Origin of the sequence: Corynebacterium confusum (assembly GCF_030408715.1) — a bacterium.
Classification (GTDB): domain Bacteria; phylum Actinomycetota; class Actinomycetes; order Mycobacteriales; family Mycobacteriaceae; genus Corynebacterium; species Corynebacterium confusum.
This window is the reverse complement of record NZ_CP047202.1, coordinates 1,656,731-1,679,795: the sequence shown is the minus strand read 5'-3', so window position 1 is coordinate 1,679,795 and position 23,065 is coordinate 1,656,731. Positions and strand designations below refer to the sequence as shown.

Below are 23,065 nucleotides of genomic sequence, written 5' to 3'. Positions count from 1 at the left end.
AAGATGGAAAGCAACCGCGTCACAGGCGCGCAATTCCTCGTTTATTTACCAACAAATCCCGAAAGGTTTGACCACCTCTCATGAGCACACCGAACAACAATTTGGCGGAAATCAAGGTCGTCGGCGTCGGCGGCGGCGGCGTCAACGCCGTCAACCGCATGATCGAAGAAGGCCTCAAGGGCGTCGAGTTCGTGGCTATCAACACGGACTCCCAGGCGCTGATTTTCTCCGACGCTGACTTCAAGCTCGACATCGGCCGCGAGGCCACGCGCGGCCTGGGCGCCGGCGCCAACCCGGAGGTCGGCCGCACCTCCGCCGAGGACAACAAGTCCGAGATCGAGGACGCCCTCAACGGCGCCGACATGGTCTTCGTCACCGCCGGCGAAGGCGGCGGCACCGGCACCGGTGCCGCCCCGGTCGTGGCCTCCATCGCCAAGAAGCAAGGCGCGCTGACCGTCGGTGTTGTCACCAAGCCCTTCAAGTTCGAGGGCGCCCGCCGTACCCGCCAGGCCCTGGAAGGTATCGAGCAGCTCCGCGAGGTCTGTGACACCCTGATCGTCATCCCGAACGACCGCTTGCTGCAGCTGGGCGACGAGAACCTGTCCATGATGGAAGCCTTCCGCGCCGCCGATGAGGTCCTCCACAACGGTGTCCAGGGTATTTCCAACCTGATTCTGATCCCGGGCATGATCAACGTCGACTTTGCCGACGTGCGCTCCGTGATGGCCGACGCCGGCTCCGCCCTGATGGGCGTGGGCTCTGCTCGCGGCGACAACCGGGTCATGACCGCGGCCGAGCAGGCCATCAACTCCCCGCTGCTGGAGTCCACCATGGAAGGCGCCAAGGGCGTGCTGCTGTCCGTGGCCGGTGGCTCCGACCTGGGCTTGCAGGAGGTCTACGAGGCCTCCTCCATGGTCGAGGAGAAGGCCGACCCAGACGTCAACCTGATTTTCGGCACCATCATCGACGACAACCTGGGCGACGAGGTCCGCGTGACTATCATCGCTACCGGTTTCGACGCCGAGAAGAACGCCACGGATAAGCCGGCTAGCGAGGCCCGCCCGCAGCAGTCGCAGCAGCGTTCCGGTTCGCTGTTCGAAAACCGCGACCGTGCCACCGAGCCGGAGCCGGCCGAGGAGCCGCGCGGCGGCTACGAGCCGCGCCACCAGCTGCGCCACGACGAGCGTGAAGGCTTCAGCCCGCGCGAGTCGGAGCGGCAGCGCCGCGCCGGCGATTCCCGCGGAGACGGCGGTCTGTTCACCACCCGTGAGCGCTTCGAGCGCGAGGCCCCGCGCGAGGACTACCGCCCGAGCTACCGCGACGAGCGCGACAACCGCGGTGACGACGACTTGGACGTGCCGGACTTCTTGCGCTAATTGATCCTTAGCGCGCGCTAGTCTGGAGTGCATGCCAGTAAACGAGGAAGCACGCACCACCCGCCCCGCCCGCCTGAAACGCCCCTTCCGGATGGTCTTTACGGCCCGCTCGGGAGGGGCTTCGGTGTCCCCGTACGAGTCTTTCAACCTGGCCGAACACGTCGGCGACGACCCGGCGGCGGTAGCGGCAAATCGGCAGCGCCTGCAGGAGCTGCTGCGCCTTGATGACATCGTCTGGATGGAGCAGCTCCACACCAACAACGTCACCGTCGTCGACGGCCCGCGTTCTGCGCCCGTGGAGGCCACCGATGCCCTGGTTACGGCCACCGAGGGGCTGGCCCTGGGTGTGTTGGTCGCCGACTGCACCCCGGTACTGCTGGCCGACCCGGAGGCCCGCGTGGTCGCCTCGGCCCACGCCGGGCGCTTAGGGGCGCGCAACGGAATTGTCCCCGCGACTGTCGAGGCGATGTGCGATCTCGGGGCCCGGCCCGAGCGCCTGCAGGTGCTGCTGGGCCCGGCCGCCAGCGGACGGCACTACGAGGTGCCGGCAGACATGGCCGCCGACGTCGAGGCCCACCTGCCCGGGTCGCGCACGACCACGGAGAAGGGTACCCCAGGCCTCGACGTGCGCGCCGGACTCATCCGGCAGCTGATGGGCCTGGGCGTTACCGCGATCCAGGCGGATCCGCGCTGCACTATCGAGGACACCACTTTCTTTTCCTACCGCCGGGAGGGGACGACCGGCCGGCAGGCAGGACTCATCTGGTTGGAGGAGCAGACCGACAATGACCGATAAGGCCACCCCGCAGGACCGCCAGCAGGACACGGCAGACCAGGGCGGCGACCAAGCCCGGCTCGCCGAGTTGGAGCGCGGCCTGGCTAGCACCCGGGTGCAGATCTCCGAACTGGCCGCCGAAGTCGGCCGCCCGGCGCCGCGCCTGCTACCGGTGACCAAGTTCCACCCGGCCGAGGACATCGCGCTGCTTAGCCAGCTGGGGGTGAACGATGTTGCGGAAAACCGCGAGCAGGAAGCCCGTGCCAAGTCCGAGCAGCTGCCCGAGATGCGCTTCCACATGATCGGCCAGATCCAGACCAAGAAGGCCAACCACGTGGCCCGCTGGGCACACAGCGTGCACTCGCTGGATTCCGAAAAACTCGCCCACGCCCTCGACCGCGGGGTGGAGCTGGCGCGTGAGCGCGGCCAGCGCAGCGAGAACCTGCCGGTCTACGTGCAGCTGTCCTACGACTCGGATCCGTCCCGCGGGGGCGCGGCCTGGGACACGGCCGAAGACCTGCTGCGGGTGGTCGAGGATCTGGACAACCTGGAGCTGCGCGGCATCATGGTCGTCCCGCCCGTGGAGGCGGACGCGGCAGAGGTCTTTGCCTCCGCGCGCCAGCTGGTCGACGAGCTGGGGGAGAAGCTCGGCCACGCGCTCGAGCTGTCGGCCGGGATGAGCGCGGATCTGCGCGAGGCAATTTTTGCCGGCACGGATATCGTGCGTGTCGGAACCGGCATCATGGGCGCGCGGCCAGTAGGTTAAAAACCAACGCAAAGACGCATATCAGACCACACTTGTACATTTCGGGTCAGAGGGAGACCACATATGTCATTTATTGATCGCACGAAGGAGTTCTTCGGCCTGCAGCCGATGGACATGGACCACGACGACGCCTACTACGAGGACGACGCTCGCTACGCCACCGCCGGCTCCGCGGCCTACCAGCCGCGCCCGAGCTACGAGCGCACCCCAGCCGAGCCGGAGTTCGGGCCGACCATCGTGCCGATTTCCCTGACCACCTACAACGACGCCCCGAAGATCGGCGAGCCCTTCCGCGACGGCGACGCCGTTGTCTTCGAGCTGACCGATGCCGAAAAGTCCGCCGCCAAGCGCTTCATCGACTTCGCCGCCGGTCTCTGCTTCGCGCTGCGCGGCCGCATGGTTGACCTGACCAAGGGTCTAGACACCGACCGCCGCGTGTTCGCCATCGTGCCGGAGCGCGCCAACATCTCCACCCTGGAGCTGGAGCGCGCCGCCCAGCTGCGCTAAGCGCGCCACGGCTTTTTCCCCGGGCTTTGCCCACCGGTTAACCCCGGTGAGGGCACCCGGGGATTTTTCGTGGCTTGCCGGGTAATTCCCCAAAGGTGGGGGTAGTTCGGATAGGGTCGAAGGGGTGAGTCAATTAGGAATTATTCTGTACGCCGTGCTCCGTATCTTTTCCCTAGCGCTAATCGTGCGCATCATCATCGAGATGATCCAGTCCTTTTCCCGGCAGTTCAACCCGCCGCGCTGGTTCATGATGTGCGCCGAGCCGCTGTTTGCGGTCACAGATCCGCCCGTAAAAGCCCTGCGCAAACTCATTCCTCCGCTGCGGCTGGGCGGGGTAGCGCTAGACATGTCAATCATCGTCCTGTTCATCATCCTGGCCATTCTGATGAATATCGTCATCGCCACGATGGTCTAGTTTCCGTGATTTAGCCGGCCGCCGACGGGCTAGAACAAGGCGGTAACGGACGGGGCACTAGCGGAGCGGAGGTAAACGAAAGTGCAAAATCGTCAACCTCGGCTTAATATTGAGACTTGAGTAATCGTCCGTTACTGTGTCTTTTGGTTACAATGAAACGAAGAATCGTATTATTGTCCGATTAGAAAACCTTGGGTTGGGCGACGAGTGTAGGCTCGTTGCTTGATTCATATCTTCTATTAGCTCCGGAAACCTCCGGGGTTGCACCGACTTGAAGGGGAAGAGAAGTCAATGCCGCTGTCACCAGCTGATGTACACAACGTCGCGTTCAGCAAGCCGCCGATTGGCAAGCGTGGCTACAACGAGGACGAGGTCGACCAGTTCCTCGACCTGGTTGAAGACGCCCTTGCCCAGCTGCAGGACGAGAATGACGAGCTGCAGTCGCAGGTCAACAGCCTGCAGTCCGGCGCCGCCACCGCTTCTGCGGCGCCCACTACCTCTTCGGTCGACGAGGCCGCTCTCCGCAAGGAGATCGAGGCAGACCTTCGCTCCCAGCTCGACAAGGAATACGAGAAGAAGCTGGCCGACGCCAAGGCTGAGGCCGCGCAGAACGCCAAGAAGGAGCAGGCTTCCGCCGCCGCTGGCAAGTCCAGCGCCGACTCCAAGGAGCTGAAGGCCGCCCAGGACGAGGCCACCAAGGCCAAGCAGGACCTGGACAAGGCCCGCCGCGACCTGGAGGCCGCCAAGAAGGAAAACCAGGAGCTGCAGAAGAAGGTCGCGGACGTTTCCGCTTCCACCGCCAAGGAGAACCCGGCGGCTGCCGCCACCGCGGACGCCAACGGCCTGGCTACCCCGGAGACCCACATGCAGGCCGCCCGCGTGTTGGGCCTGGCCCAGGAGATGGCCGACCGCCTGACCAACGAGGCCAAGGCCGAGTCCGAGTCCATGCTGAGCGACGCGCGCACCGCGGCCGAGAAGCAGCTGTCCGACGCTAACTCCCGCGCCGAGGCCCAGATCCGCCAGGCCGAGGAGAAGGCAGCGGCCCTGCAGGCTGACGCTGAGAAGAAGCACACCGAGATCATGAACACGGTCAAGCAGCAGCAGACCGCCCTGGAGACCCGCATCTCCGAACTGCGCACCTTCGAGCGCGAGTACCGCACCCGCCTGAAGACCCTGCTGGAATCCCAGCTGGAGGAGCTCGAGACCCGCGGCTCCGCCGCTCCGAACGGCGAGTCCAACTAAGACCTCGCTAGGGAGGAAGCTCGTCTTCCTCGCGCTACCGCACGCCCCCGGACGCCCACGGTCATAACCGTGCGCGACGGGGGCTTTGGTGTAGGTTTAATGCATAAGCCAGTTTGATACGCATCTGCGAGAAAGGGCGTCATTTTCCATGCTGATTGCTGCTTTGGTCTTAGCGTTCATCGCTTTCATCGCCTTCGTTAACTACCTGTTGTCCGCGGCCACCTGGTCGCTCGTGGTGGTTTTCGTCGCCGCAGCCGCCGGCATCATCCTGGTTATAATCGACGCCTTCGCCAAGCACCGCGGTGACCGGACCCCGCCTAGCTCGCAGCCGCAGGACGCGGCCCACCAGTCCTAGCTGTCCTGTCCTCGCATGCTGGCCTGGTGCGGAAACGAATTGCCGCGGAGACTGGCCCAGCCGGCGCTCGGGCGGCTATACTAAGGGCTTATATACGATGAGCCGGCAATCACCGGGGAGTATTCCGGAAGAACGGCGCTGCTTTTTACGTTATCTGAGCAGCGCTTATTAGAACCGGGCGGGTGGGACCGTCAACTCCTTCACGACCAACGAAGCGGGAGCGCCATGTGGGCTCCAAGCGGGGTGGTACCGCGCTCATAACGGGCGTCCCCGCGCAGTGTTTAATTACCGCGCGTGAAGGATGGAGTAAACCGTGAACCACCACAGCCCCAATGTCGGCGGCGTGTACCCCAAGGTCGATATGACCGGCGGTTCCAGCCGCTTCCCGGATATGGAAGAGGTCGTCCAAGACTACTGGAAGCAGGACGGGACCTTCCAGGCCTCGTTGCATCAGACCGAGGACAAGCCGGAATACATCTTCTACGACGGCCCGCCTTTTGCTAACGGCCTGCCGCACTACGGTCACCTTCTGACCGGCTACGTCAAGGACATCGTCCCGCGCTATCGCACCATGGCGGGCAACTACGTCCCCCGCGTTTTCGGCTGGGACTGCCACGGCCTGCCGGCGGAGCTGGAGGCCGAAAAGCAGCTGGGCATCACTGACAAGGGCCAGATCGAGGAGATGGGGCTCGAGCGCTTCAACGAGTACTGCGCGTCCTCGGTTTTGCGCTACGCGGGCGAGTGGAAGGACTACGTCACCCGCCAGGCCCGCTGGGTGGACTTCGACCACGGCTACAAGACCATGGACCTGGACTTCATGGAGTCGGTCATGTGGGCCTTCAAGGAGCTCTACGACAAGGGGCTTATCTACCAGGGCTTCCGCGTGCTGCCGTACTCCTGGGCCGAGCACACCCCGCTGTCGAACCAGGAAACCCGCCTGGATGACTCCTACAAGATGCGCCAGGACCCGACACTGACCGTGACCTTCCCGGTCACCGGCGCGCTGGCCGGCTCGGCCGCGGAGGAGACACTGCAGGCCAACCCGGAGCTGGCCGATGCCTCCTTCCTGGCCTGGACAACCACCCCGTGGACCCTACCGTCTAACTCCGCCCTGGCCGTGCACCCGGAGGTCACTTATGCCCTGGTGCGCGTGGGCGGCGACGGCGAGTTCGCCGGCCGGCTCTTCGTGCTCGCCGACGGGCTGCGCGCGGCGTATGCCAAGGAGCTGGGCGAGGACGCCGAGGTCGTCAAGACCTTCACCGGCGCGAAGCTGACCGGCTTCAACTACCAGCCGATCTTCGATTACTTCGCCGATATGCGCAACGGCTTCCAGGTGCTGTCTGCCGACTACGTCACCACCGAGGACGGCACCGGCGTGGTCCACCAGGCCCCAGCCTTCGGTGAGGACGATATGAACACCTGCGCCGCGCACGACATCGAACTGGTCATCCCCGTCGACGACGACGGCAAGTTCACCTCCCAGGCGCCGGACTACGAGGGCCAGCTGGTCTTTGACGCCAACAAGGACATCATCCGCGACCTGAAGACCGCGGGCCGCGTGGTGCGCCACCAGACCATCGAGCACTCCTACCCGCACTCGTGGCGCTCCGGCGAGCCGCTCATCTACAAGGCGATGCCGTCCTGGTTCGTCAAGGTCACCGAGTTCCGTGATCGCATGGTCGAGCTCAACCACAACGAGATTGAGTGGATGCCGGGCCATATCCGCGACGGCCAGTTCGGCAAGTGGCTAGAGGGTGCCCGCGATTGGAACATCTCTCGCTCGCGCTACTGGGGCGCGCCGATCCCGGTGTGGGTCTCCGACTCCGAGGAGTACCCGCGCATGGACGTCTACGGCTCGCTGGACGAGCTGGAGCGCGACTTCGGCGTGCGACCGAGCTCGCTGCACCGCCCGTACATCGACGAGCTGACCCGCCCGAACCCGGATGATCCGACGGGCAAGTCCACCATGCGCCGCGTGCCGGACGTGCTGGACTGCTGGTTCGAGTCCGGCTCCATGCCTTTCGCTCAGAAGCACTACCCGTTCGAGAACAAGGACTGGTTCGAGACCCACTCACCGTCGGACTTCATCGTCGAGTACTCCGGCCAGACCCGCGGCTGGTTCTACGTCATGCACGTTTTGTCCACCGCGCTGTTCGACCGCCCGGCGTACAAGAAGGTCGTCGCCCACGGCATCGTCCTAGGCAACGACGGGCTGAAGATGTCCAAGTCCAAGGGCAACTACCCGGACGTCAACGAGGTCTTCGACCGCGACGGCTCGGACGCCATGCGCTGGTTCCTCATGTCCAGCCCCATCCTGCGCGGCGGCAACCTCATCGTCACTGAGCAGGGCATCCGCGACGGCGTGCGCCAGGCGCTGCTGCCCATCTGGAACGCCTACTCTTTCCTGCAGCTCTACGCGGGCCAAGAGGCGCACTTCGACACCTCCTCGACCAACGTGCTGGACCGCTACATCCTGGCCAAGACCCACGACTTGGTCAAGAACGTCGATGCCGCCCTGGCCAATACTGACATCGCCACCGCCACCGAGGAGGCACGCCTGTTCGCGGACGTGCTGACCAACTGGTACGTGCGCCGCTCCCGCGACCGCTTCTGGTCCGGCGACGCGGAGCACCCGGAGGCTTTCAACACCCTCTACACGGTGCTGGAGACCGTGGCCCGCGTCTTCGCCCCGCTATTGCCGCACATCAGCGAGGTCATCTACCGCGGCCTGACCGGCGAGCGCTCCGTCCACCTGACCAGCTTCCCGGATCCGGCGGACTACCCGGCTGACGATGCCCTGGTCGCCGCCATGGACGCCACCCGCGCGGTGGCCTCGGCGGCCTCCTCGGTGCGCAAGTCCAACAAGCTGCGCAACCGCCTGCCGCTGCCGAAGCTGACCGTGGCCATGGCGGGCGCGGACAAGCTGGCCGACTTCGCGGACATCATCCGCGACGAGGTCAACGTCAAGGAGGTCGAGCTGACCGAGGACGTGGATTCCGCGGGCCGCTTCGAGGTCGTCTGCAACGCGAAGGTCGCCGGCCCGCGCCTGGGCAAGGACGTTCAGCGCGCGATCAAGAACCTGAAGGCGGGCAACTACGAGCGCCAGGGTGAGGAGGTCGTCGTCGATGGTGATATCACCCTGCACGCCGATGAGTACACCGAGCGCCTGCAGGCGGCGGATCCGGACTCGACGGCCCGCATCGACGGCGTCGACGGCCTGGTGGTGCTGGACACCGACGTCACCGAGGAGCTGGAGGCCGAGGGCTGGGCCGCGGACGTTATCCGCGGCCTGCAGGACGCCCGCAAGGCCTCCGGTTTCGAGGTCAGCGACCGCATTTCCGCAGTGCTCTACGTGCCGGCGGAGAAGGAAGAATGGGGCCGGCGCCACGCCGAGCACATTGCGGCCGAGGTGCTGGCCACGGACTTTGCGGTCAGCACAAATGCCCCCGCCGATAGCGAGGGCGTGCACCAGGTGGTGGAGGGGGTTACCGCCACCGTCGCGAAGAATTAATTCGCGCCCGGCAGGTGCTTGCGCCAGGCTAGGGACACGTTGCCCAGGCAGAACAGCGCAAGCACCGCGCCGACGGAAAACAGGCTAGTAAAGCCGATATACGGCGCTAGCGCCGAGAACGCCATCGGGATGAAGAACCCGAGGTAGGCGATGCAATAGTAGACGGCGGTCAGGCCGGCCAGCTCCCGCTCGCCGGCGATTCGCTGCACCTCGGACAGGCCGGCCACCAGGGCCAGGCCGTAGCCGGCGCCCATCGTGGCAGCGGCGAGAATGCCCAGCGGTAGCGACAAGGTGTGCGCGGCCGCGGCCCCCAGCAGGGTGCCGCAGGTGATAACCGCCATGGCGATAGCCGAGGCGCGCGCCGAGCGGTTGGTGTCAATGACCTGGCCGAGCATCTGCACGCCCACGCCGCAGCCCAGGGTGATGACCGTCATCAGGCCGGAGAAGGCGATGGGGACGTTGCCGGCCGAGCGGGAGAGCAGCTGGGGCAGGAGGGCATAGGCCGCGCCGGCGCAGCCAAAGACCCACGGGGCGACCGGAACCACCACGCGCAAAAAGCGGCGGTGAGCGGCGGCCGGGATGCGCAGCATGGCCAGCATGTCGCCGATGGTCAGCTCCAGCACCGTGCGTTTGATCGTCCCGCGCATGGGCTGGCGGGTCTCCGGGGCGTGTCCCAGCCACCAGCCGGTGGCCAAGGTGAGCACGATGTGGATGACATAGGCCAGGTGGGTGGGCCACGGGCCCCACTGGGCGAGCACCGAGGCCAGCCCCGCGCCGACGAGGAATCCGACGGTCAGGCACAGCGATGCCTTGCGGGCACCGCCGCGGGGCTCGAGCTCGGTGATCCAGGTAGAGCCGACCGCCATGACCAGGCCCAGCGCCATGCCGCATAGCACGCGGCCGCCGGCAATAATCAGCGGCTCGTTCGGGGCCACTGACAGCAGGAAGGAGCCGAACAGGGACAAAGGCGCGGCCGGCAGCAGGGTGGGCTTGCGGCCGATGAGATCGGACAGCGGGCCGCCGATGAGCAGGGCGGGGATGATACCCACCACGTAGGCGGCGAGCAGGCCGTTGACGGTGACCTGGCTGAAGCTGGAGACCTCGCGGTACATCACGAGCAGCGGGGTGAACTCGTTGCCGCCCCAGGCGACGGCGACCATGGTGCCGGCTACCGGCCACCAGGCGTGGGTGGGATAGGACTTAACAGAGGGGATGCGTTCGGTAACGGTAGAGGTCATAACTGATTTCGGGAATTCGTGAGGTGTTCGGATAAGGCGTGGCGGTAGGCGTCGAAGTCGCCGTCGTTAAGGGCGCGGGTGAGCTGGCGGTGGTCGTCGACGAAGCGGCGGGCGCGTGCTGGGCTGCGCCCCACCGCGGTGGCGGTGAAGCGCTGCTGCTGCTCGCGCAGGCTGTGGCCGAGCTGGGAGAGGAAGCGGTTGCCGCCGTTGTCCATGATGGTCTGGTGGAACTTAGCGTCCAGACGGGTGTACTCGGCCAGGTCCTCGGCCGCTAAGGCCTCGTCCTGCTCGGCGATGATGGCCTCCAGCACGCCCCCGATGACGTGTCGCTCGTTGTCCGGCAGGCCGCAGATGTGCTCGGCGGAGAAGCGATCGACCAGCTCGCGGGCCTCGTAGACCTCGCGGACATCCCGGGCGGTCAGCGGCACCACCAGGGCACCGCGCTTGGGGTAGAGCTGCAAGAAGCCTTCGACCTCTAGGCGGAGGAAGGCTTCGCGGACGGGGGTGCGGCTGCAGCCGAGCTCCTGGGCCACTTCGCCCTCGCTCAGCATGGTTGATCCGGGCACGGTGCCGTCGATAATTCGTTCCTTGAGGTAGGCGTAGGCCCGTTCCGCCGCGGGTGGGGAGGGGTGCTCGGTCTTTGTATGCAACATGGATACATCATGGATCCAAGTTGGGGCGCAGGGCAAGTGCTCGGTTAAAATCGGGGTATGCAGCGCTGGGTTCTCCACATCGACATGGACGCGTTTTTCGCCTCCGTCGAGCAGCTGACCCGGCCCACCCTGCGCGGCCGCCCCGTCCTCGTCGGCGGCCTGGGAGGCCGCGGTGTGGTTGCCGGGGCCAGCTACGAGGCCCGCGCCTTCGGGGCCCACTCGGCGATGCCCATGTACCGGGCCCAGCAGTTGGTCAGCGCCCGCACCGTCGTGGTCCGCCCCCGCCGCGTGGTCTACCAGGCCGCCTCCCGGCGCGTCTTCGAACTGATTTCCTCCCGCGTCGGGCTCGTCGAGCAGCTGTCCATCGACGAGGGCTTCATGGAACCGGCCCAGCTGCAAGGCGCGAGCGCTGAGACCGTCTTCGACTGGTCCGAGGAACTGCGCGCGGCCATCCGTGAGGAGACCGGCCTGCCGTGTTCCATCGGGGCCGGCACGGGCAAGCAGTTCGCCAAGATCGGCTCGGGCGAGGCCAAGCCGGACGGCACCTTCGTCATCCCCGCCGACAAGCAGCTGGACTTCCTGCACCCGCTGGACGTGGCCAAGCTCTGGGGAGTGGGCCCGGTGACGGCGCAGAAGCTGCACTCGATTGGGATCAAGACCATCGGCGACCTGGCCGGGCTGAGCAAGCGCGAGGTAGAAATCTCGGTCGGCTCCGTTGTCGGCGGCCAGCTGTGGGAGATGGCTCAGGGCATCGACCCGCGCGAGGTCGCCCCGCGGGCCATCTCCAAGTCGATTTCCGCCGAGCACACCTACCCGAAGGATCTGGTCACGGAGGCGGAGGTGGACGCGGCCATCGACCGCGCCGCCGAGGGGGCGCATGTCCGCCTGCTCAAGGACGGGCGGGGAGCGCGCACCGTGACGGTCAAGCTGCGGATGGCGGACTTCCACATCGAGTCGCGCTCGGCGACCTTGCCGTACGCTACCGACGACTTCAAGACCTTGCGCGCCGCGGCGTTTAAGCTGGCGCGCTACCCCGCGGAGCTAGGCCCCATCCGCCTGGTCGGCGTGGGCTACTCTGGGCTGGAGACCGCCCGGCAAGACGTGCTCTTTCCGGAGCTGGATCGCGAGATCGTTCGGCCGGTCCCGCCGGATAGTGACTTCGAGACCGGCGTGGCCGACCACACGGTCGACACCAGCCCCGTGGCCGTCGACGTCGCCGATACCCCTGACAGCCAGTGGGTGGCCACCCAGGACGTCTACCACCCCGAGTACGGGCACGGCTGGATCCAGGGCGCCGGCCACGGGGTGGTCAGCGTGCGCTTCGAAACGCGCGCGACCGGGCCCGGGCGAACCAAGTCGCTGGCCGCCGACGACCCGGACCTGGTACCCGCCGACCCGCTGGACTCGCTGGCCTGGGACGAGTGGTTTCGCTCCCGCGAGGACGGCCTAGCCGAACTGGACGAGGGTTAGAAGCTAAAGACCTCGGCCGGGTCCACGCCGCCGGCCAGGCAGGCCGCCAACAGGATGCGCGCCTGCCCCGGGCGCAGCGGCCCCGCGCCCAAGGCTCCCGCCGCGCCCAAGGATGCGCCCCCGCCGTCGCCGCCGTAGGCCAGTCGCACCGCGCCGTAGGGCGAGCGCGTCGAAATGACCACGCTCACCCCGCCGCGCGCCGCCTCGCCCAGGGCCTGGCCCATCGCTGGGGACATGTTGCCCGAGCCCATGGCCGCGACGACGATGCCGCGGGCGCCGGCGGCACAGGCGGCATCGACAAGCTCACGCCCGGCGCCCGGGTAGGCCGCGAGGGTGGTCACCGGGGCGTCGGCCAGGGCGCCGGCCGGCAGGGGGAAGCGCGCCGGGAGCGCGTCCGGAACCGCCAGCGACTCGAAGGCCTCCAGCTCGCTGGTGTGGCGCTTGCGCACGCCTGCCGCCGGCAGGACCTTCCCGCCGAAGCTCACCCACGCCCCGCCCGTGCCCTCGGCGGCGTGGCGGCAGGCGGTGTCCAGGGCCAGCTGCAGGTTGCCCGGCCCGTCGGGATCTGGGTGGTCGGCGGCGCGCTGGGCGCCGGTGAGCACCACGGGCCGGGCAGGGGAGAGCTGGCAGGCCAGGGCCATGGCCGTTTCTTCCAGCGAATCGGTGCCGTGGGTTATCACCACCCCGGCGGTGGCGGGTTCGGCCAGCAGCCGGCGGACCTCGGTCAGCAGCCCGTCCAGGTCTTCCGGTGTGATGGCAGAAGAATCCAACTGCAGGTAATCCACGGCGCGGACCGGGCGCGGGGTGCTCAGGTCCCGCACCAGGTCGGCGGCCCGGCGGGTGGGCACGAGCGCGCCGGAATCATCCTGCGTACACGCGATGGTCCCACCGGTGGCTAGGACGACGATGGACGAGGACGCGGAAGTGGACTTCATGCGCTCCAGCATAACCTTTGGCGGCCGCTGAGAGCGGGCGGAGTTTGTGAATTGGCTGATAGCTCCGGCGCGCGTGTTTCGCCGGTGGCTAGATAGCCGGTAGCATAAATAAAGCTGACAGGCGCGCTCGAGATGACCGCGCGCTGGACCCTATGCAAGGAGATCTATTTCGTGATTAACGCTCAACTTGGTCGTCGGATTTCCGCCGCGGCACTCGCCACGGCCGCCGGGCTGGCGCTGGCCGCCTGCTCTTCCGACGAGGAAGAGGACAACGCCCCCGACTCCGCCGCGACCACCCAGGCGGAATCCACTGAGGGCTCCGAGGGCGGGGACAGCGCGACCCCGGAGCAGCCGACCGCCGCGGACCTGAACGCCGTGTTGGCCACCGCCACGGATCCGGCCGCTTCCGAGGAAGATAAGGTCGCCACCGTCCAGGGCGGCGAGACCGCCCCCGAGCTCTTCGAGACCATGGCCGCCTCCAAGGCGGAAACCGGCGCCACCTTCGAGGTCGTCGACCCGGTCCTGCCGGGCTACGCCCCGCAGTCCGTGCTGGCCACCGTCAACTTCAGCGTCCCGGAGGAGCCCGGCCAGACCGCCGACAACGTCGAGTTCGTCTACGAAGACGGTAAGTGGAAGCTGTCCCAGTCCTGGGCCTGCACCCTGATCACCAACACCGTCGCCCCGGAGCAGGTTCCGGCCATGTGTACTGACGGCAGCGTCGAAAACAACGACGGCGCAGTCAGCGAGCAGTAAGCCTGCCCGCCGCCGCGCAACTATTGAGCCGAAGACCGTCCCCGCCCTAGCGGCCGGGAGGGGCTCGTGTTATGCGGGGCCGGGGTTCTAGGAAAAGTCCAGCGCGGTGGCGGAGGTCTGGACCACGCGCACGTCGGATTCCGGCGTGCCGTAGGTGATCTTGGTATGCATGCTGACGTGTCCGGCCACGGGCAGGGGCTTGCCCAGGTCCACGGTCAGCGAGCCCTCGCTGTTGGTGCTCGAGTCCAGCACCTTCAGCTCCTGGCCCTCCAGGTCGGTTCCCTCCGCCTGGCCCTCCAGCGACAGCGCGCCCAGCGACGGGCGCTGGTGGATCTCCACGCCCAGCTCGGCCCGGCCGTCTTGGAGCGATTCCAGCGTGTAGGTCGTCTCCTGCAGCAAGACGGCCTCGCCTGGAACGCGCGACTCCACGGTCCAGGTCGCGCCGGGCCCGATCTCCTCGTCCGGGAAAACCACGGGCAGGGCCGTCAGCTTGGTGATGGCTTGCTCGGTAATCGCCCGCGCGTTATCGGTGGATTCCTGCGGGGCGGCGAGGCGTAGCGAGGTCATCTGGCCGTTGTCCTCGGCGCGCCAGCCGAACTGGAAACCCGTGGCCGAGGAGATGTCGGCGTCGCCGTCGAAGCCGGGCTCGCCCACGGTAAAGAAAGCGTTGCGAGTGGCCGGTGCCTGGCCCTCGGTGGCCTCGGAGGCCTCCTCCACGGAGCCAGTCAGCGGCAGGTGCGTGGTGGCGGTGTCGATGTCCTCGGCGCGGAAGTCGGCCGCGGCATCGGCCTGCAGCACGTCCTGTTGGAAGCCTTCCGTGATATCCAGGTTGAGCTCCTGCTCGGAGTCGATATCGGAGAAGGTCAGCAGCTGCTTGTCGCCCTGGCCGGTGGATTCGACGGTGACCCGTGGGGCATCGACGGCCATGCCCACGGGCTGCTCCACGGCCGGGCCGGGGGCTTGGTAGTTGCAGCCGGCCAGCAGCAGGGAGGTGACTAGGACAGCGGGGATAGCTTTAACACGAAACACGTATTCCAAATTACCGGATCGATACGTTTACAATGGACCGGGTGAGCCCAACTAAAAGGAGAAATCTCGGATTAATGGCCACCATCGTGGTGGCGGTGGCAGTCCTCGACCAGGTGACCAAGGCGATCATGCTGGCGTGGCTCGACGAAGGCGAAGCCGTCGCCGTCATCGGGGACTGGTTCCGGTTCTTCCTCGTCTTCAACCCCGGGGCCGCCTTCTCCATGGGCGGGGAGGGGGCCACCTGGCTGTTTACCACCATCCAGCTGGCCTTCGTCTTGGGCGTGGCCATCGCCGCGCCGCGGATTAAAGACCCCGGCCAGGCCGTCGGGCTGGCGATGATCGCCGGCGGCGCCCTGGGCAATTTCATCGACCGTATTGCCCGCGACCCGGGCTTCTGGTTCGGCCACGTCGTGGACTTCATCTCCGTGGGATCGTTCGCCGTATTTAACATCGCCGACGCGGCCATCACCGTCGGGGTGGTCGTCTTCATTGTCGCCATGTTCTTAGAAGAAAGGAGCCAAGCCCGTGCACAGGGAGAGTAGAGCGCTGCCCGTCCCCGAAGGACTCGCCGGCATGCGGGTCGATGCCGCCCTATCCAAGCTGCTCGGCTTCTCCCGGGCCACCGCCGCCCAGCTGTGCGCGGACGGCGACGTCACCGTCGACGGCAAGCCGCAGAGCAAGTCCGACCGCTTGCTGGAGGGCGGCTGGCTGGACGTGACCATGCCGGAACCGCCCAAGCCGCTCATGCCCACCGAGGAACTGGTCGAAGGCATGGACATTCTGTACTCCGACGACGACGTTATCGCCGTGCACAAGCCCGTCGGCGTGGCCGCCCACCCCACCGTGGGCTGGGACGGCCCCACCGTCGTCGGGGGCCTGGCCGCCGCCGGATTCCGCATTTCTACCTCGGGCCCGCCGGAGCGCAAGGGCATCGTCCAGCGCCTGGACGTGGGCACCTCGGGCGTGATGGTGGTCGCCGCCAGCGAGCGCGGCTACTCGGTACTCAAGCGCGCCTTCAAGGAACGCACGGTGAAAAAGACCTACCATGCGCTGGTGCAGGGCCTTCCCGATCCCATCGAGGGCACCATCGATGCCCCCATCGGCCGCCACCCGTCCGCCGGCTGGAAATTCGCCGTCACCGAGGACGGCAAGCCGGCCGTGACCCACTACCAGCTCATGGAGGCCTTCCGCGAGGCCAGCCTGCTGGAGGTCCACCTGGAGACCGGCCGCACGCACCAGATCCGCGTGCACATGTCCGCCACCGGGCACCCGTGCTGCGGGGACCCGATGTACGGCTCCGATCCCAACCTCGCGGAGCGCTTGGGCCTCATCCGCCAGTGGCTGCACGCGGTCAAGCTGGGTTTTTATCACCCGGTCAGCGGCCGCTGGATGGAAATCACCGCGCCCTACCCGGATGATCTGGCCCACGCCCTCGACGTGGTGCGCGGATGAATGGGCGCGGCTGGGCGGTCGTCGGCGTCGCCGCGGTCGGGGTGGTCTGGGCGGCCGGTGCTTTCGGCGCGCAGCCTACCGCGCCGCTGCAGGGCGACCAGCTCGGCCCCGAGACGGGCGAAGACCCCGGCGCGTACGTCGCCCGCGCCGACAGTCTCCTGGCAGAAGCCGACGATGCCACCCCGACCTACGCCCTGGTGACCTTCCAGTCCGCGCTATCTGTCCAGGACGCCGCGAAGGCCGTGGGGGAGGCCGGGCGCGTCAACGCTCTGCTGGTAGGCGCGTCTGAGCCAATCGCCCTGCCGGAGCCGATCGCTGGGGCGGACCGGGCGGACGTCTTCGACGCCGCGCTCGACCAGACCCAGGCGGGCCTGGACGGGATCGGGCGCGTCGAGGTCCCCCGCGAGCTCAGCGCCGTGGTGGTCTGGGACACGGGCGAGGTCCTGCGGGAGGTCGCCGCGGCGCCGGAGGTCGCCGCCGTGGAGCCCGCGCCCGACGATGCCGCCTGGGGCAGCTTCGCTATTCGCCCGCCGGGCGCCCTCTAGCCCGCCTCGTTGTGCGCGGCCGGTGGCGCAGTAGGTCGATGAGGTAGACCGTCACGGCCACCCAGATGATGATGAAGCCGACCCAGCGCTCCGGGGGCATGTGCTCCTGGGTGACGAACAGCGCCCAGAGCATCTGCATGGTCGGGGTGATGTACTGGAGCATGCCGATGGTTGCCAGCGGCAGGTGCTTGGCGCCCTGGGCGAAGCACAAAAGCGGCAGCGCGGTGACTAGGCCGGCGCTGATGAGCAGCAGCGGGTGCAGCGGGCCCTGGTTGAAGAATGTGCCCTGGCCGCCGGCCTCGAGGTAGATCAGGTAACCCAGCGCCAGCGGGACCATGGCCAGGGTCTCCGCCGCCACGGAGCCGGTCGAGGAGACCGAGATCTTCTTTTTGAGCAGCCCGTAGATGCCGAAGCTGAAGGCCAGCGCGAGCGAGATATACGGGGTCTGACCCGTCATGAAGGTCAGCCAGAGCACCGCCACGGCGGCGATGAGTACCGCCGCCAGCTGGCCGCGGCGCAGCTGCTCCTTCAGGAAGAGGATGCCTAGGCAGACCGCCACCAGCGGGTTGATGAAATAGCCCAGGGCGGCGTCGGCGACGTGGTTGGTGTTAATCGCCACGACGTACACACCCCAGTTGATAGTGATCGCCACGCCGCAGGCGGCCATCCAGCCCCAGGTGCGCAGGCTGAAGGCTTTGAGCTCCCGCCAGCCGCCGGTGACCAGCAGGTAGGCGCCGACGAGCACGGCGGTCCACACCACACGGTGGGCGAGGATCTCCAGCGGGTCGGCGGGCAGGAGGAGAGGGAAGAAGGCGGGGAAGAATCCCCACATCAGGTAGGCGGCGAGTGTATACAGCATTGGCTTAAAAGGTACTCCTCCCGCGCCGGACGGGCCGTCTTGACGCACCGGCTAGAATAGCCGGCATGGTCAAAAACTCCTCCTTCGTCCATCTGCATAACCACACCGAGTTTTCCATGCTGGACGGCATGGCCAAGGTGGATCTGCTGGCAGAGGAGGTTAACCGGCAGCAGATGCCGGCGGTGGGCATGACCGACCACGGCAACATGTTCGGCTCCGACGCCTTCTACCGCCGCATGACGGGGGCGGGAATCAAGCCGATCATCGGCATCGAGGCCTACATGGCGCCCGGCTCCCGCTTCAACAAGAAGCGCCAGCTGTGGGGCAACCCGGACCAGAAGCGCGACGACGTCTCCGCCTCCGGCGCGTACCTCCACCAGACCATGCTGGCGGAAAACGCCACCGGCCTGCAGAACCTGTTCAAGCTGTCGTCGCTGGCCTCCTACGAGGGCCAGCTGGGCAAGTGGCCGCGCATGGACGCCGAGCTCATCGCCGAGCACGCCGACGGAATCATTGCCACCACTGGCTGCCCCTCGGGCGACGTGCAGACGCGCCTGCGCCTGGGCCAGTTCGATGAGGCCCTGGAAGCCGCCGCGATGTGGCAGGACATCTACGGCAAGGACAACTACTTCCTGGAGTTGATGGACCACGGGCTCGACATCGAAAAGCGCACCCGCGACGCCCTGCTAGAAATCGGCCGCCGCCTCGACCTGCCGCCGCTAGTGACCAACGACTGCCACTACGTGCTGGAGTCTCAGGCCCCCAACCACGAGGCCATGCTGTGCGTGCAGACCGGCAAGACGCTTAACGACCCGGACCGCTTCAAGTTCGGCGGCTCGGGCTACTACATCAAGTCCGCGCAGCAGATGCGCGAGATCTGGGACGAGATGGTCCCGGACGGCTGCGACAACACCCTGTGGATCGCCGAGCGCGTCGGGGACTACAGCAAGGTCTGGGAGGAGCACACCCACGACCGCATGCCGATCGCGGACGTGCCGGAGGGGCACAGCCCGACCTCCTGGCTGACCCACGAGGTCATGGAGGGGCTCAAGGCGCGCTTCCCCGACTCGGAGGTGCCGGACGACTACATCAAGCGCGCCGAGTACGAGATCTCGGTCATCGATATGAAGGGCTACCCGTCCTACTTCCTCATCGTGGCTGAGCTCATCAAGCACGCCCGCTCGGTGGGCATCCGCGTCGGGCCGGGCCGTGGTTCTGCCGCCGGCGCCCTGGTCGCCTACGCGCTGACCATTACCAATATCGACCCCCTCGAGCACGACCTGCTCTTCGAGCGCTTCCTCAACCCGGAGCGCCCGTCCGCACCCGATATCGATATCGACTTTGACGACCGCCGCCGCGGCGAGATGATCACCTACGCCGCTGAGCGCTGGGGCGAGGACAAGATCGCCCAGGTGATCACCTTCGGTACGGTCAAGACCAAGCAGGCCATCAAGGACTCCGCGAAGGTGCACTTCGGGCAGGAGGGCTTCCAGATGGCCGACCGCATCAACGCCGCCCTCCCGCCGGCCATCATGGCCAAGGACATTCCGCTGGCTGGCATCACGGACCCGGAGCACGAGCGCTACTCCGAGGCCGCCGAGGTGCGCAACATGGTCGAATCCGACCCGACCGTCCGCCAGATTTACGACACCGCCCGCGGCCTGGAGGGCGTGGTCCGCCAGGCCGGCGTCCACGCCTGCGCGGTGATCATGGCCTCGGTGCGGCTGATGGACCACATCCCGATGTGGAAGCGGCCGGCCGACGGCGCCATCATCACCGGCTGGGACTACCCGGCCTGCGAGGCCATCGGCCTGCTGAAGATGGACTTCCTGGGCCTGCGTAACCTCACCGTCATCGGCGACGCCCTGGAAAACATCCGCAAAAACCGCGGCGAGGAGATCCACTTGGAGGACCTGCACGCCGACGACCCGGCCGTCAGCCGCGTCTACGAACTGCTCTCCCGCGGCGAGACCCTCGGCGTGTTCCAGCTGGACTCCGGCGGCATGCAGGAGCTGCTCAAGCGCATGAAGCCGACGGGTTTCAAAGACATCGTGGCATCGCTGGCGCTCTACCGCCCGGGCCCGATGGGTGTCAACGCCCACTGGGACTACGCCGACCGTAAGAACGGGCGCAAGGAAATCACCCCGATCCACCCCGAGCTGGCCGAACCGCTGAAGGAAATCCTGGACGAGACCTACGGCCTCATCGTCTACCAGGAGCAGATCATGCGTATCTCCCAGAAGGTAGCCAACTACACGGCCGGCGAGGCAGACGGCTTCCGCAAGGCCATGGGTAAGAAGAAGCCCGAAGTACTCGCCCAGCAGTACGAGAAGTTCTCGGGCGGTATGTTCGACAACGGCTACTCCAAGGACGCCGTCGATGCCCTCTGGGGCACCATCGAGCCCTTCGCGTCCTACGCGTTCAACAAGTCCCACGCCGCCGGCTACGGGCTGGTCTCCTTCTGGACCGCCTACCTGAAGGCCTACTACGCGCCGGAATACATGGCGGCGCTGCTGACCTCGGTCGGCGACAAGAAGGACAAGTCCGCCATCTACCTGTCCGACTGCCGCCACCTGGGCATCAAGGTGCTGCCGCCGGACGTCAACGAGTCCGACGTCGACTTCCAGGCCGTCGGCGAGGACATCCGCTTCGGCATGGGCGCCATCCGCAATGTCGGCGCGGACGTGGTGGAGTCTTTGATTTCCACCCGCCGCGCGAAGGGCGCATTTACCAGCTTCTCCGACTACCTCGACAAGATTGAGCTAGCCGCGTGCTCCAAGCGCGTGACCGAGTCGCTCATCAAGGCCGGTGCCTTTGACTCCCTGGGCCATCCCCGCAAGGGCCTGATGCTCATCCAGGAGGACGCGGTGGACTCGGTACAGACCACCAAGAAGGCCGCGGACAAGGGCCAGTTCGACCTGTTCGCGGGCTTCGGTGGCGACGACTCCGAGACCGCCAACGCTTTTACCATCGAGGTCCCCGACGAGCACTGGGAGCGCAAGCACGAGCTGGCGCTGGAGCGCGAGATGCTGGGCCTGTACGTCTCCGGCCACCCCCTGGACGGCTTCGAGGAGGCCCTCGACGCGCAGACCGACACCCCGCTGCCCAAGATCCTGGCCGGCGAGGTCCGCGACAAGCAGGAGCTGCTCATCGGCGGCATCATCTCGGGCGTGGACCGGCGCTTTTCCAAGAAGGACGGCTCGCCCTGGGCCATCGTCACGGTGGAGGACCACCACGGCGCCCAGGTGGAAATCCTGGTCTTCAACAAGGTCTACTCCCTGGTCGCGCCGCAGATCGTGGAGGACAACATCATCCTGGCCAAGGTCCAGGTCAAGATCCGGGATGAGCGCATGTCCCTGTTCTGCAACGACATCCGCGTGCCTGATCTCGGCCCCGGCAACGGCGCCGGCCTGCCGCTGCGGCTGACGATGCGCACCGACCAGTGCACCATGGACAACATCGCCAAGCTCAAGCAGGTGCTGACCAACAACCGCGGCGAGTCCGACGTCTACCTGACCCTGACGTGTGGCGACGAATCCACCATGATGATCCTGGGCGAGGATCTGCGGGTGGAGCGCTCCGGCAACCTGATGGGGGATTTGAAGGCGACGATGGGCGCGGGCATCCTCGGCTAGCTGGGAATGTGAATATAAACGTCGGGGGGAGGCCCTCCTCAGTTAATGTAGACAGCACAGTCTACTAGGAACGAAGGAGGGCCTCCCATGGCCAACAAGATTCGCACCACTCACGTCGGCTCGCTGCCGCGCACCCCGGAACTGCTGGAGGCCAACCATAAGCGGGCGCAGGGCGCGCTCAACGACGAGGAGTTCCACGCCATCCTCGAGCGCTCCGTCGACGAGGTGGTCAAGCGCCAGGTCGACCTGGGGATCGACATCATCAACGAGGGGGAGTACGGGCACATCACCTCGGGCGCCGTCGACTACGGCGCCTGGTGGAACTACTCCTTTACCCGCCTGGGCGGGCTCACCATGACCGACACCGACCGCTGGGCCAACGACGAGGTCGTGCGCTCCACCCCGGGCAACCCGCGCCTGACCTCCTTCCCGGACCGCCGCGACCGCGCGCTGTTCTCCGAGGCCTATGAGGATCCGGAGTCCGGCATCTTCACCGGCCGCTCCAAGGTGGGGAACCCGGAGTTTACCGGCCCGATTACCTACATCGGCCAGGACCAGGTTGAGGTCGACGTGAAGCTGCTGCGCCAGGCCATGGACAAGGCCGGCGCCACTGAGGGCTTCGTCGCAGCCCTGTCCCCGGGGTCCGCCGCCCGCCTGAAGAACAAGTACTACGACGACGACTTTGACGTCGTGCGCGCCTGCGGCGAGGCGCTGAGCCACGAGTACAAGGCGGTTACCGACGCCGGCTTCACCGTCCAGTTCGACGCCCCTGATTTGGCCGAGGCCTGGGACCAGATCAACCCGGAGCCGTCCGTGGAGGATTTCCGCGGCTTCGTGCGGGATCGCATCAACGTGCTTAACGATGCCATCCGCGACCTGCCCGTCGAAAAGACCCGCCTGCACATCTGCTGGGGTTCCTGGCACGGCCCACACGTGACCGACGTGCCGTTCGCCGACATCATCGACGAGATTCTGCAGGCCAAGGTCGGCGGGTTCTCCTTCGAGAGCGCCTCCCCGCGCCACGCCCACGAGTGGCGCGTCTGGCAGGACCACCAGCTGCCCGAGGGCACGGTCATCTACCCGGGCGTGGTCTCGCACTCCACCAACGCCGTCGAGCACCCGCGCCTGGTGGCAGACCGCATCATCAAGTTCGCCGAGCAGGTCGGCCCGGACAAGGTCGTGGCCTCCACCGACTGTGGCCTGGGCGGGCGCCTGCACCACCAGATCGCGTGGGCGAAGCTGCAGTCGCTGGTCGAGGGCGCGGAGATCGCGTCGCGCGAGCTGTTCTAGCAGCTAAGTTGTCCACAGCCCCCGCCTGGTGCGGGGGCCGTGGACAACTGTGCCTAATTTGGCCTATCTATGGCTACTTGGGTACGTTGCTCCGTTTTTCGGCCTTTGGGCAGGTGGCGCGGAGAAAACCGGCGTTTTCTGCTGTTTCGGGCCTCGTGCAGGATGGCTACTGTGCTCCGAGTTATCCACAGGCGCGGATTTGTGCCCTTGTGGGGGTTGACGCGTGCGAGCGTGTCAAGTTGTTTGTGTGTGGGGCTGG

General features: G+C 66.7%; 20 protein-coding genes. 15 read left to right on the top strand and 5 right to left on the bottom strand.

Annotated features, from left to right (window positions below):
• Positions 1–80 precede the first annotated feature (80 nt).
• The 8 genes from ftsZ (at position 81) to ileS (ending at position 8,947) form a co-directional block, all read left to right on the top strand.
• Complete coding sequence (ftsZ, locus tag CCONF_RS07870) at positions 81–1,376, top strand: cell division protein FtsZ (RefSeq protein ID WP_290222440.1); 1,296 nt, start codon at positions 81–83, stop codon at positions 1,374–1,376.
• 31 nt (positions 1,377–1,407) lie between these two features.
• Positions 1,408–2,172 (top strand): peptidoglycan editing factor PgeF, encoded by a 765-nt coding sequence (gene pgeF / locus CCONF_RS07865; protein WP_290222438.1) that lies wholly within the window; start codon positions 1,408–1,410, stop codon positions 2,170–2,172.
• Positions 2,162–2,917, top strand: coding sequence for a YggS family pyridoxal phosphate-dependent enzyme (locus tag CCONF_RS07860; RefSeq protein ID WP_290222436.1), 756 nt, complete (start codon positions 2,162–2,164; stop codon positions 2,915–2,917). Before pgeF ends, CCONF_RS07860 begins: the two co-directional genes overlap by 11 nt.
• 63 nt (positions 2,918–2,980) lie before the next feature.
• Positions 2,981–3,424 carry a cell division protein SepF gene (locus CCONF_RS07855; RefSeq protein ID WP_290222434.1) on the top strand — a complete coding sequence of 148 codons (444 nt, stop codon included), beginning with the start codon at positions 2,981–2,983 and terminating at the stop codon, positions 3,422–3,424.
• Positions 3,425–3,548: 124 nt separating this feature from the next.
• Positions 3,549–3,839 carry a YggT family protein gene (locus tag CCONF_RS07850; protein WP_070768273.1) on the top strand — a complete coding sequence of 97 codons (291 nt, stop codon included), beginning with the start codon at positions 3,549–3,551 and terminating at the stop codon, positions 3,837–3,839.
• Positions 3,840–4,130: 291 nt separating this feature from the next.
• Complete coding sequence (locus CCONF_RS07845) at positions 4,131–5,081, top strand: DivIVA domain-containing protein (RefSeq protein ID WP_290222430.1); 951 nt, start codon at positions 4,131–4,133, stop codon at positions 5,079–5,081.
• 148 nt (positions 5,082–5,229) lie between these two features.
• Positions 5,230–5,436 carry a hypothetical protein gene (locus tag CCONF_RS07840; protein ID WP_290222428.1) on the top strand — a complete coding sequence of 69 codons (207 nt, stop codon included), beginning with the start codon at positions 5,230–5,232 and terminating at the stop codon, positions 5,434–5,436.
• 361 nt (positions 5,437–5,797) lie between these two features.
• Complete coding sequence (gene ileS, locus CCONF_RS07835) at positions 5,798–8,947, top strand: isoleucine--tRNA ligase (RefSeq protein ID WP_290226351.1); 3,150 nt, start codon at positions 5,798–5,800, stop codon at positions 8,945–8,947.
• Here the strand turns inward: ileS and CCONF_RS07830 are convergent.
• Both CCONF_RS07830 and CCONF_RS07825 read right to left on the bottom strand, forming a co-directional pair.
• A complete protein-coding gene (locus tag CCONF_RS07830; RefSeq protein ID WP_290222426.1) occupies positions 8,944–10,185 on the bottom strand; it encodes an MFS transporter in 1,242 nt (413 codons plus the stop codon). The genes ileS and CCONF_RS07830 overlap by 4 nt on opposite strands.
• Positions 10,182–10,838 (bottom strand): GntR family transcriptional regulator, encoded by a 657-nt coding sequence (locus tag CCONF_RS07825; RefSeq protein ID WP_290222424.1) that lies wholly within the window; start codon positions 10,836–10,838, stop codon positions 10,182–10,184. The genes CCONF_RS07830 and CCONF_RS07825 overlap by 4 nt, the downstream gene beginning before the upstream one ends.
• 57 nt (positions 10,839–10,895) lie before the next feature.
• Between CCONF_RS07825 and CCONF_RS07820 the strand changes: the two genes are divergently transcribed.
• Positions 10,896–12,308 carry a DNA polymerase IV gene (locus CCONF_RS07820; RefSeq protein ID WP_290222423.1) on the top strand — a complete coding sequence of 471 codons (1,413 nt, stop codon included), beginning with the start codon at positions 10,896–10,898 and terminating at the stop codon, positions 12,306–12,308.
• On the opposite strand, the gene CCONF_RS07815 is transcribed toward CCONF_RS07820, so the two are convergent.
• On the bottom strand, positions 12,305–13,243 hold the full coding sequence (locus CCONF_RS07815; RefSeq protein WP_290222421.1) for an asparaginase: 939 nt from the start codon (positions 13,241–13,243) through the stop codon (positions 12,305–12,307). The genes CCONF_RS07820 and CCONF_RS07815 overlap by 4 nt on opposite strands.
• Positions 13,244–13,414: 171 nt before the next feature.
• Between CCONF_RS07815 and CCONF_RS07810 the strand changes: the two genes are divergently transcribed.
• The gene (locus CCONF_RS07810; protein ID WP_290222419.1) at positions 13,415–13,996 is read left to right on the top strand and encodes a WKL family lipoprotein; all 582 of its coding nucleotides are present in this window, start codon (positions 13,415–13,417) and stop codon (positions 13,994–13,996) included.
• An 87-nt stretch (positions 13,997–14,083) separates the two neighbouring features.
• Here CCONF_RS07810 and CCONF_RS07805 read toward each other — a convergent pair whose 3' ends face one another.
• A complete protein-coding gene (locus tag CCONF_RS07805; protein ID WP_290222417.1) occupies positions 14,084–15,025 on the bottom strand; it encodes a hypothetical protein in 942 nt (313 codons plus the stop codon).
• A 32-nt stretch (positions 15,026–15,057) separates the two neighbouring features.
• Here CCONF_RS07805 and lspA point away from each other — a divergent pair, with 32 nt between their 5' ends.
• Genes lspA through CCONF_RS07790 form a run of 3 tightly spaced genes read left to right on the top strand, consistent with a single transcriptional unit; the run spans position 15,058 to position 17,022 of the window.
• A complete protein-coding gene (gene lspA / locus CCONF_RS07800; RefSeq protein ID WP_435384068.1) occupies positions 15,058–15,567 on the top strand; it encodes a signal peptidase II in 510 nt (169 codons plus the stop codon).
• Positions 15,551–16,477: an RluA family pseudouridine synthase gene (locus tag CCONF_RS07795; protein ID WP_290222413.1), complete on the top strand. Its 927-nt coding sequence runs from the start codon at positions 15,551–15,553 to the stop codon at positions 16,475–16,477. Before lspA ends, CCONF_RS07795 begins: the two co-directional genes overlap by 17 nt.
• Entirely contained in the window at positions 16,474–17,022 is a 549-nt protein-coding gene (locus CCONF_RS07790; protein ID WP_290222410.1) for a hypothetical protein, read from the top strand. The genes CCONF_RS07795 and CCONF_RS07790 overlap by 4 nt, the downstream gene beginning before the upstream one ends.
• Here the strand turns inward: CCONF_RS07790 and rarD are convergent.
• Positions 16,997–17,881 carry an EamA family transporter RarD gene (gene rarD, locus CCONF_RS07785; RefSeq protein ID WP_290222409.1) on the bottom strand — a complete coding sequence of 295 codons (885 nt, stop codon included), beginning with the start codon at positions 17,879–17,881 and terminating at the stop codon, positions 16,997–16,999. The two genes, CCONF_RS07790 and rarD, sit on opposite strands and share 26 nt — an antisense overlap.
• Positions 17,882–17,946: 65 nt before the next feature.
• Between rarD and dnaE the strand changes: the two genes are divergently transcribed.
• Entirely contained in the window at positions 17,947–21,516 is a 3,570-nt protein-coding gene (dnaE, locus tag CCONF_RS07780; protein ID WP_290222406.1) for a DNA polymerase III subunit alpha, read from the top strand.
• 87 nt (positions 21,517–21,603) lie between these two features.
• Positions 21,604–22,806: a cobalamin-independent methionine synthase II family protein gene (locus tag CCONF_RS07775; protein WP_290222405.1), complete on the top strand. Its 1,203-nt coding sequence runs from the start codon at positions 21,604–21,606 to the stop codon at positions 22,804–22,806.
• The last annotated feature ends 259 nt before the right edge of the window (positions 22,807–23,065 follow it).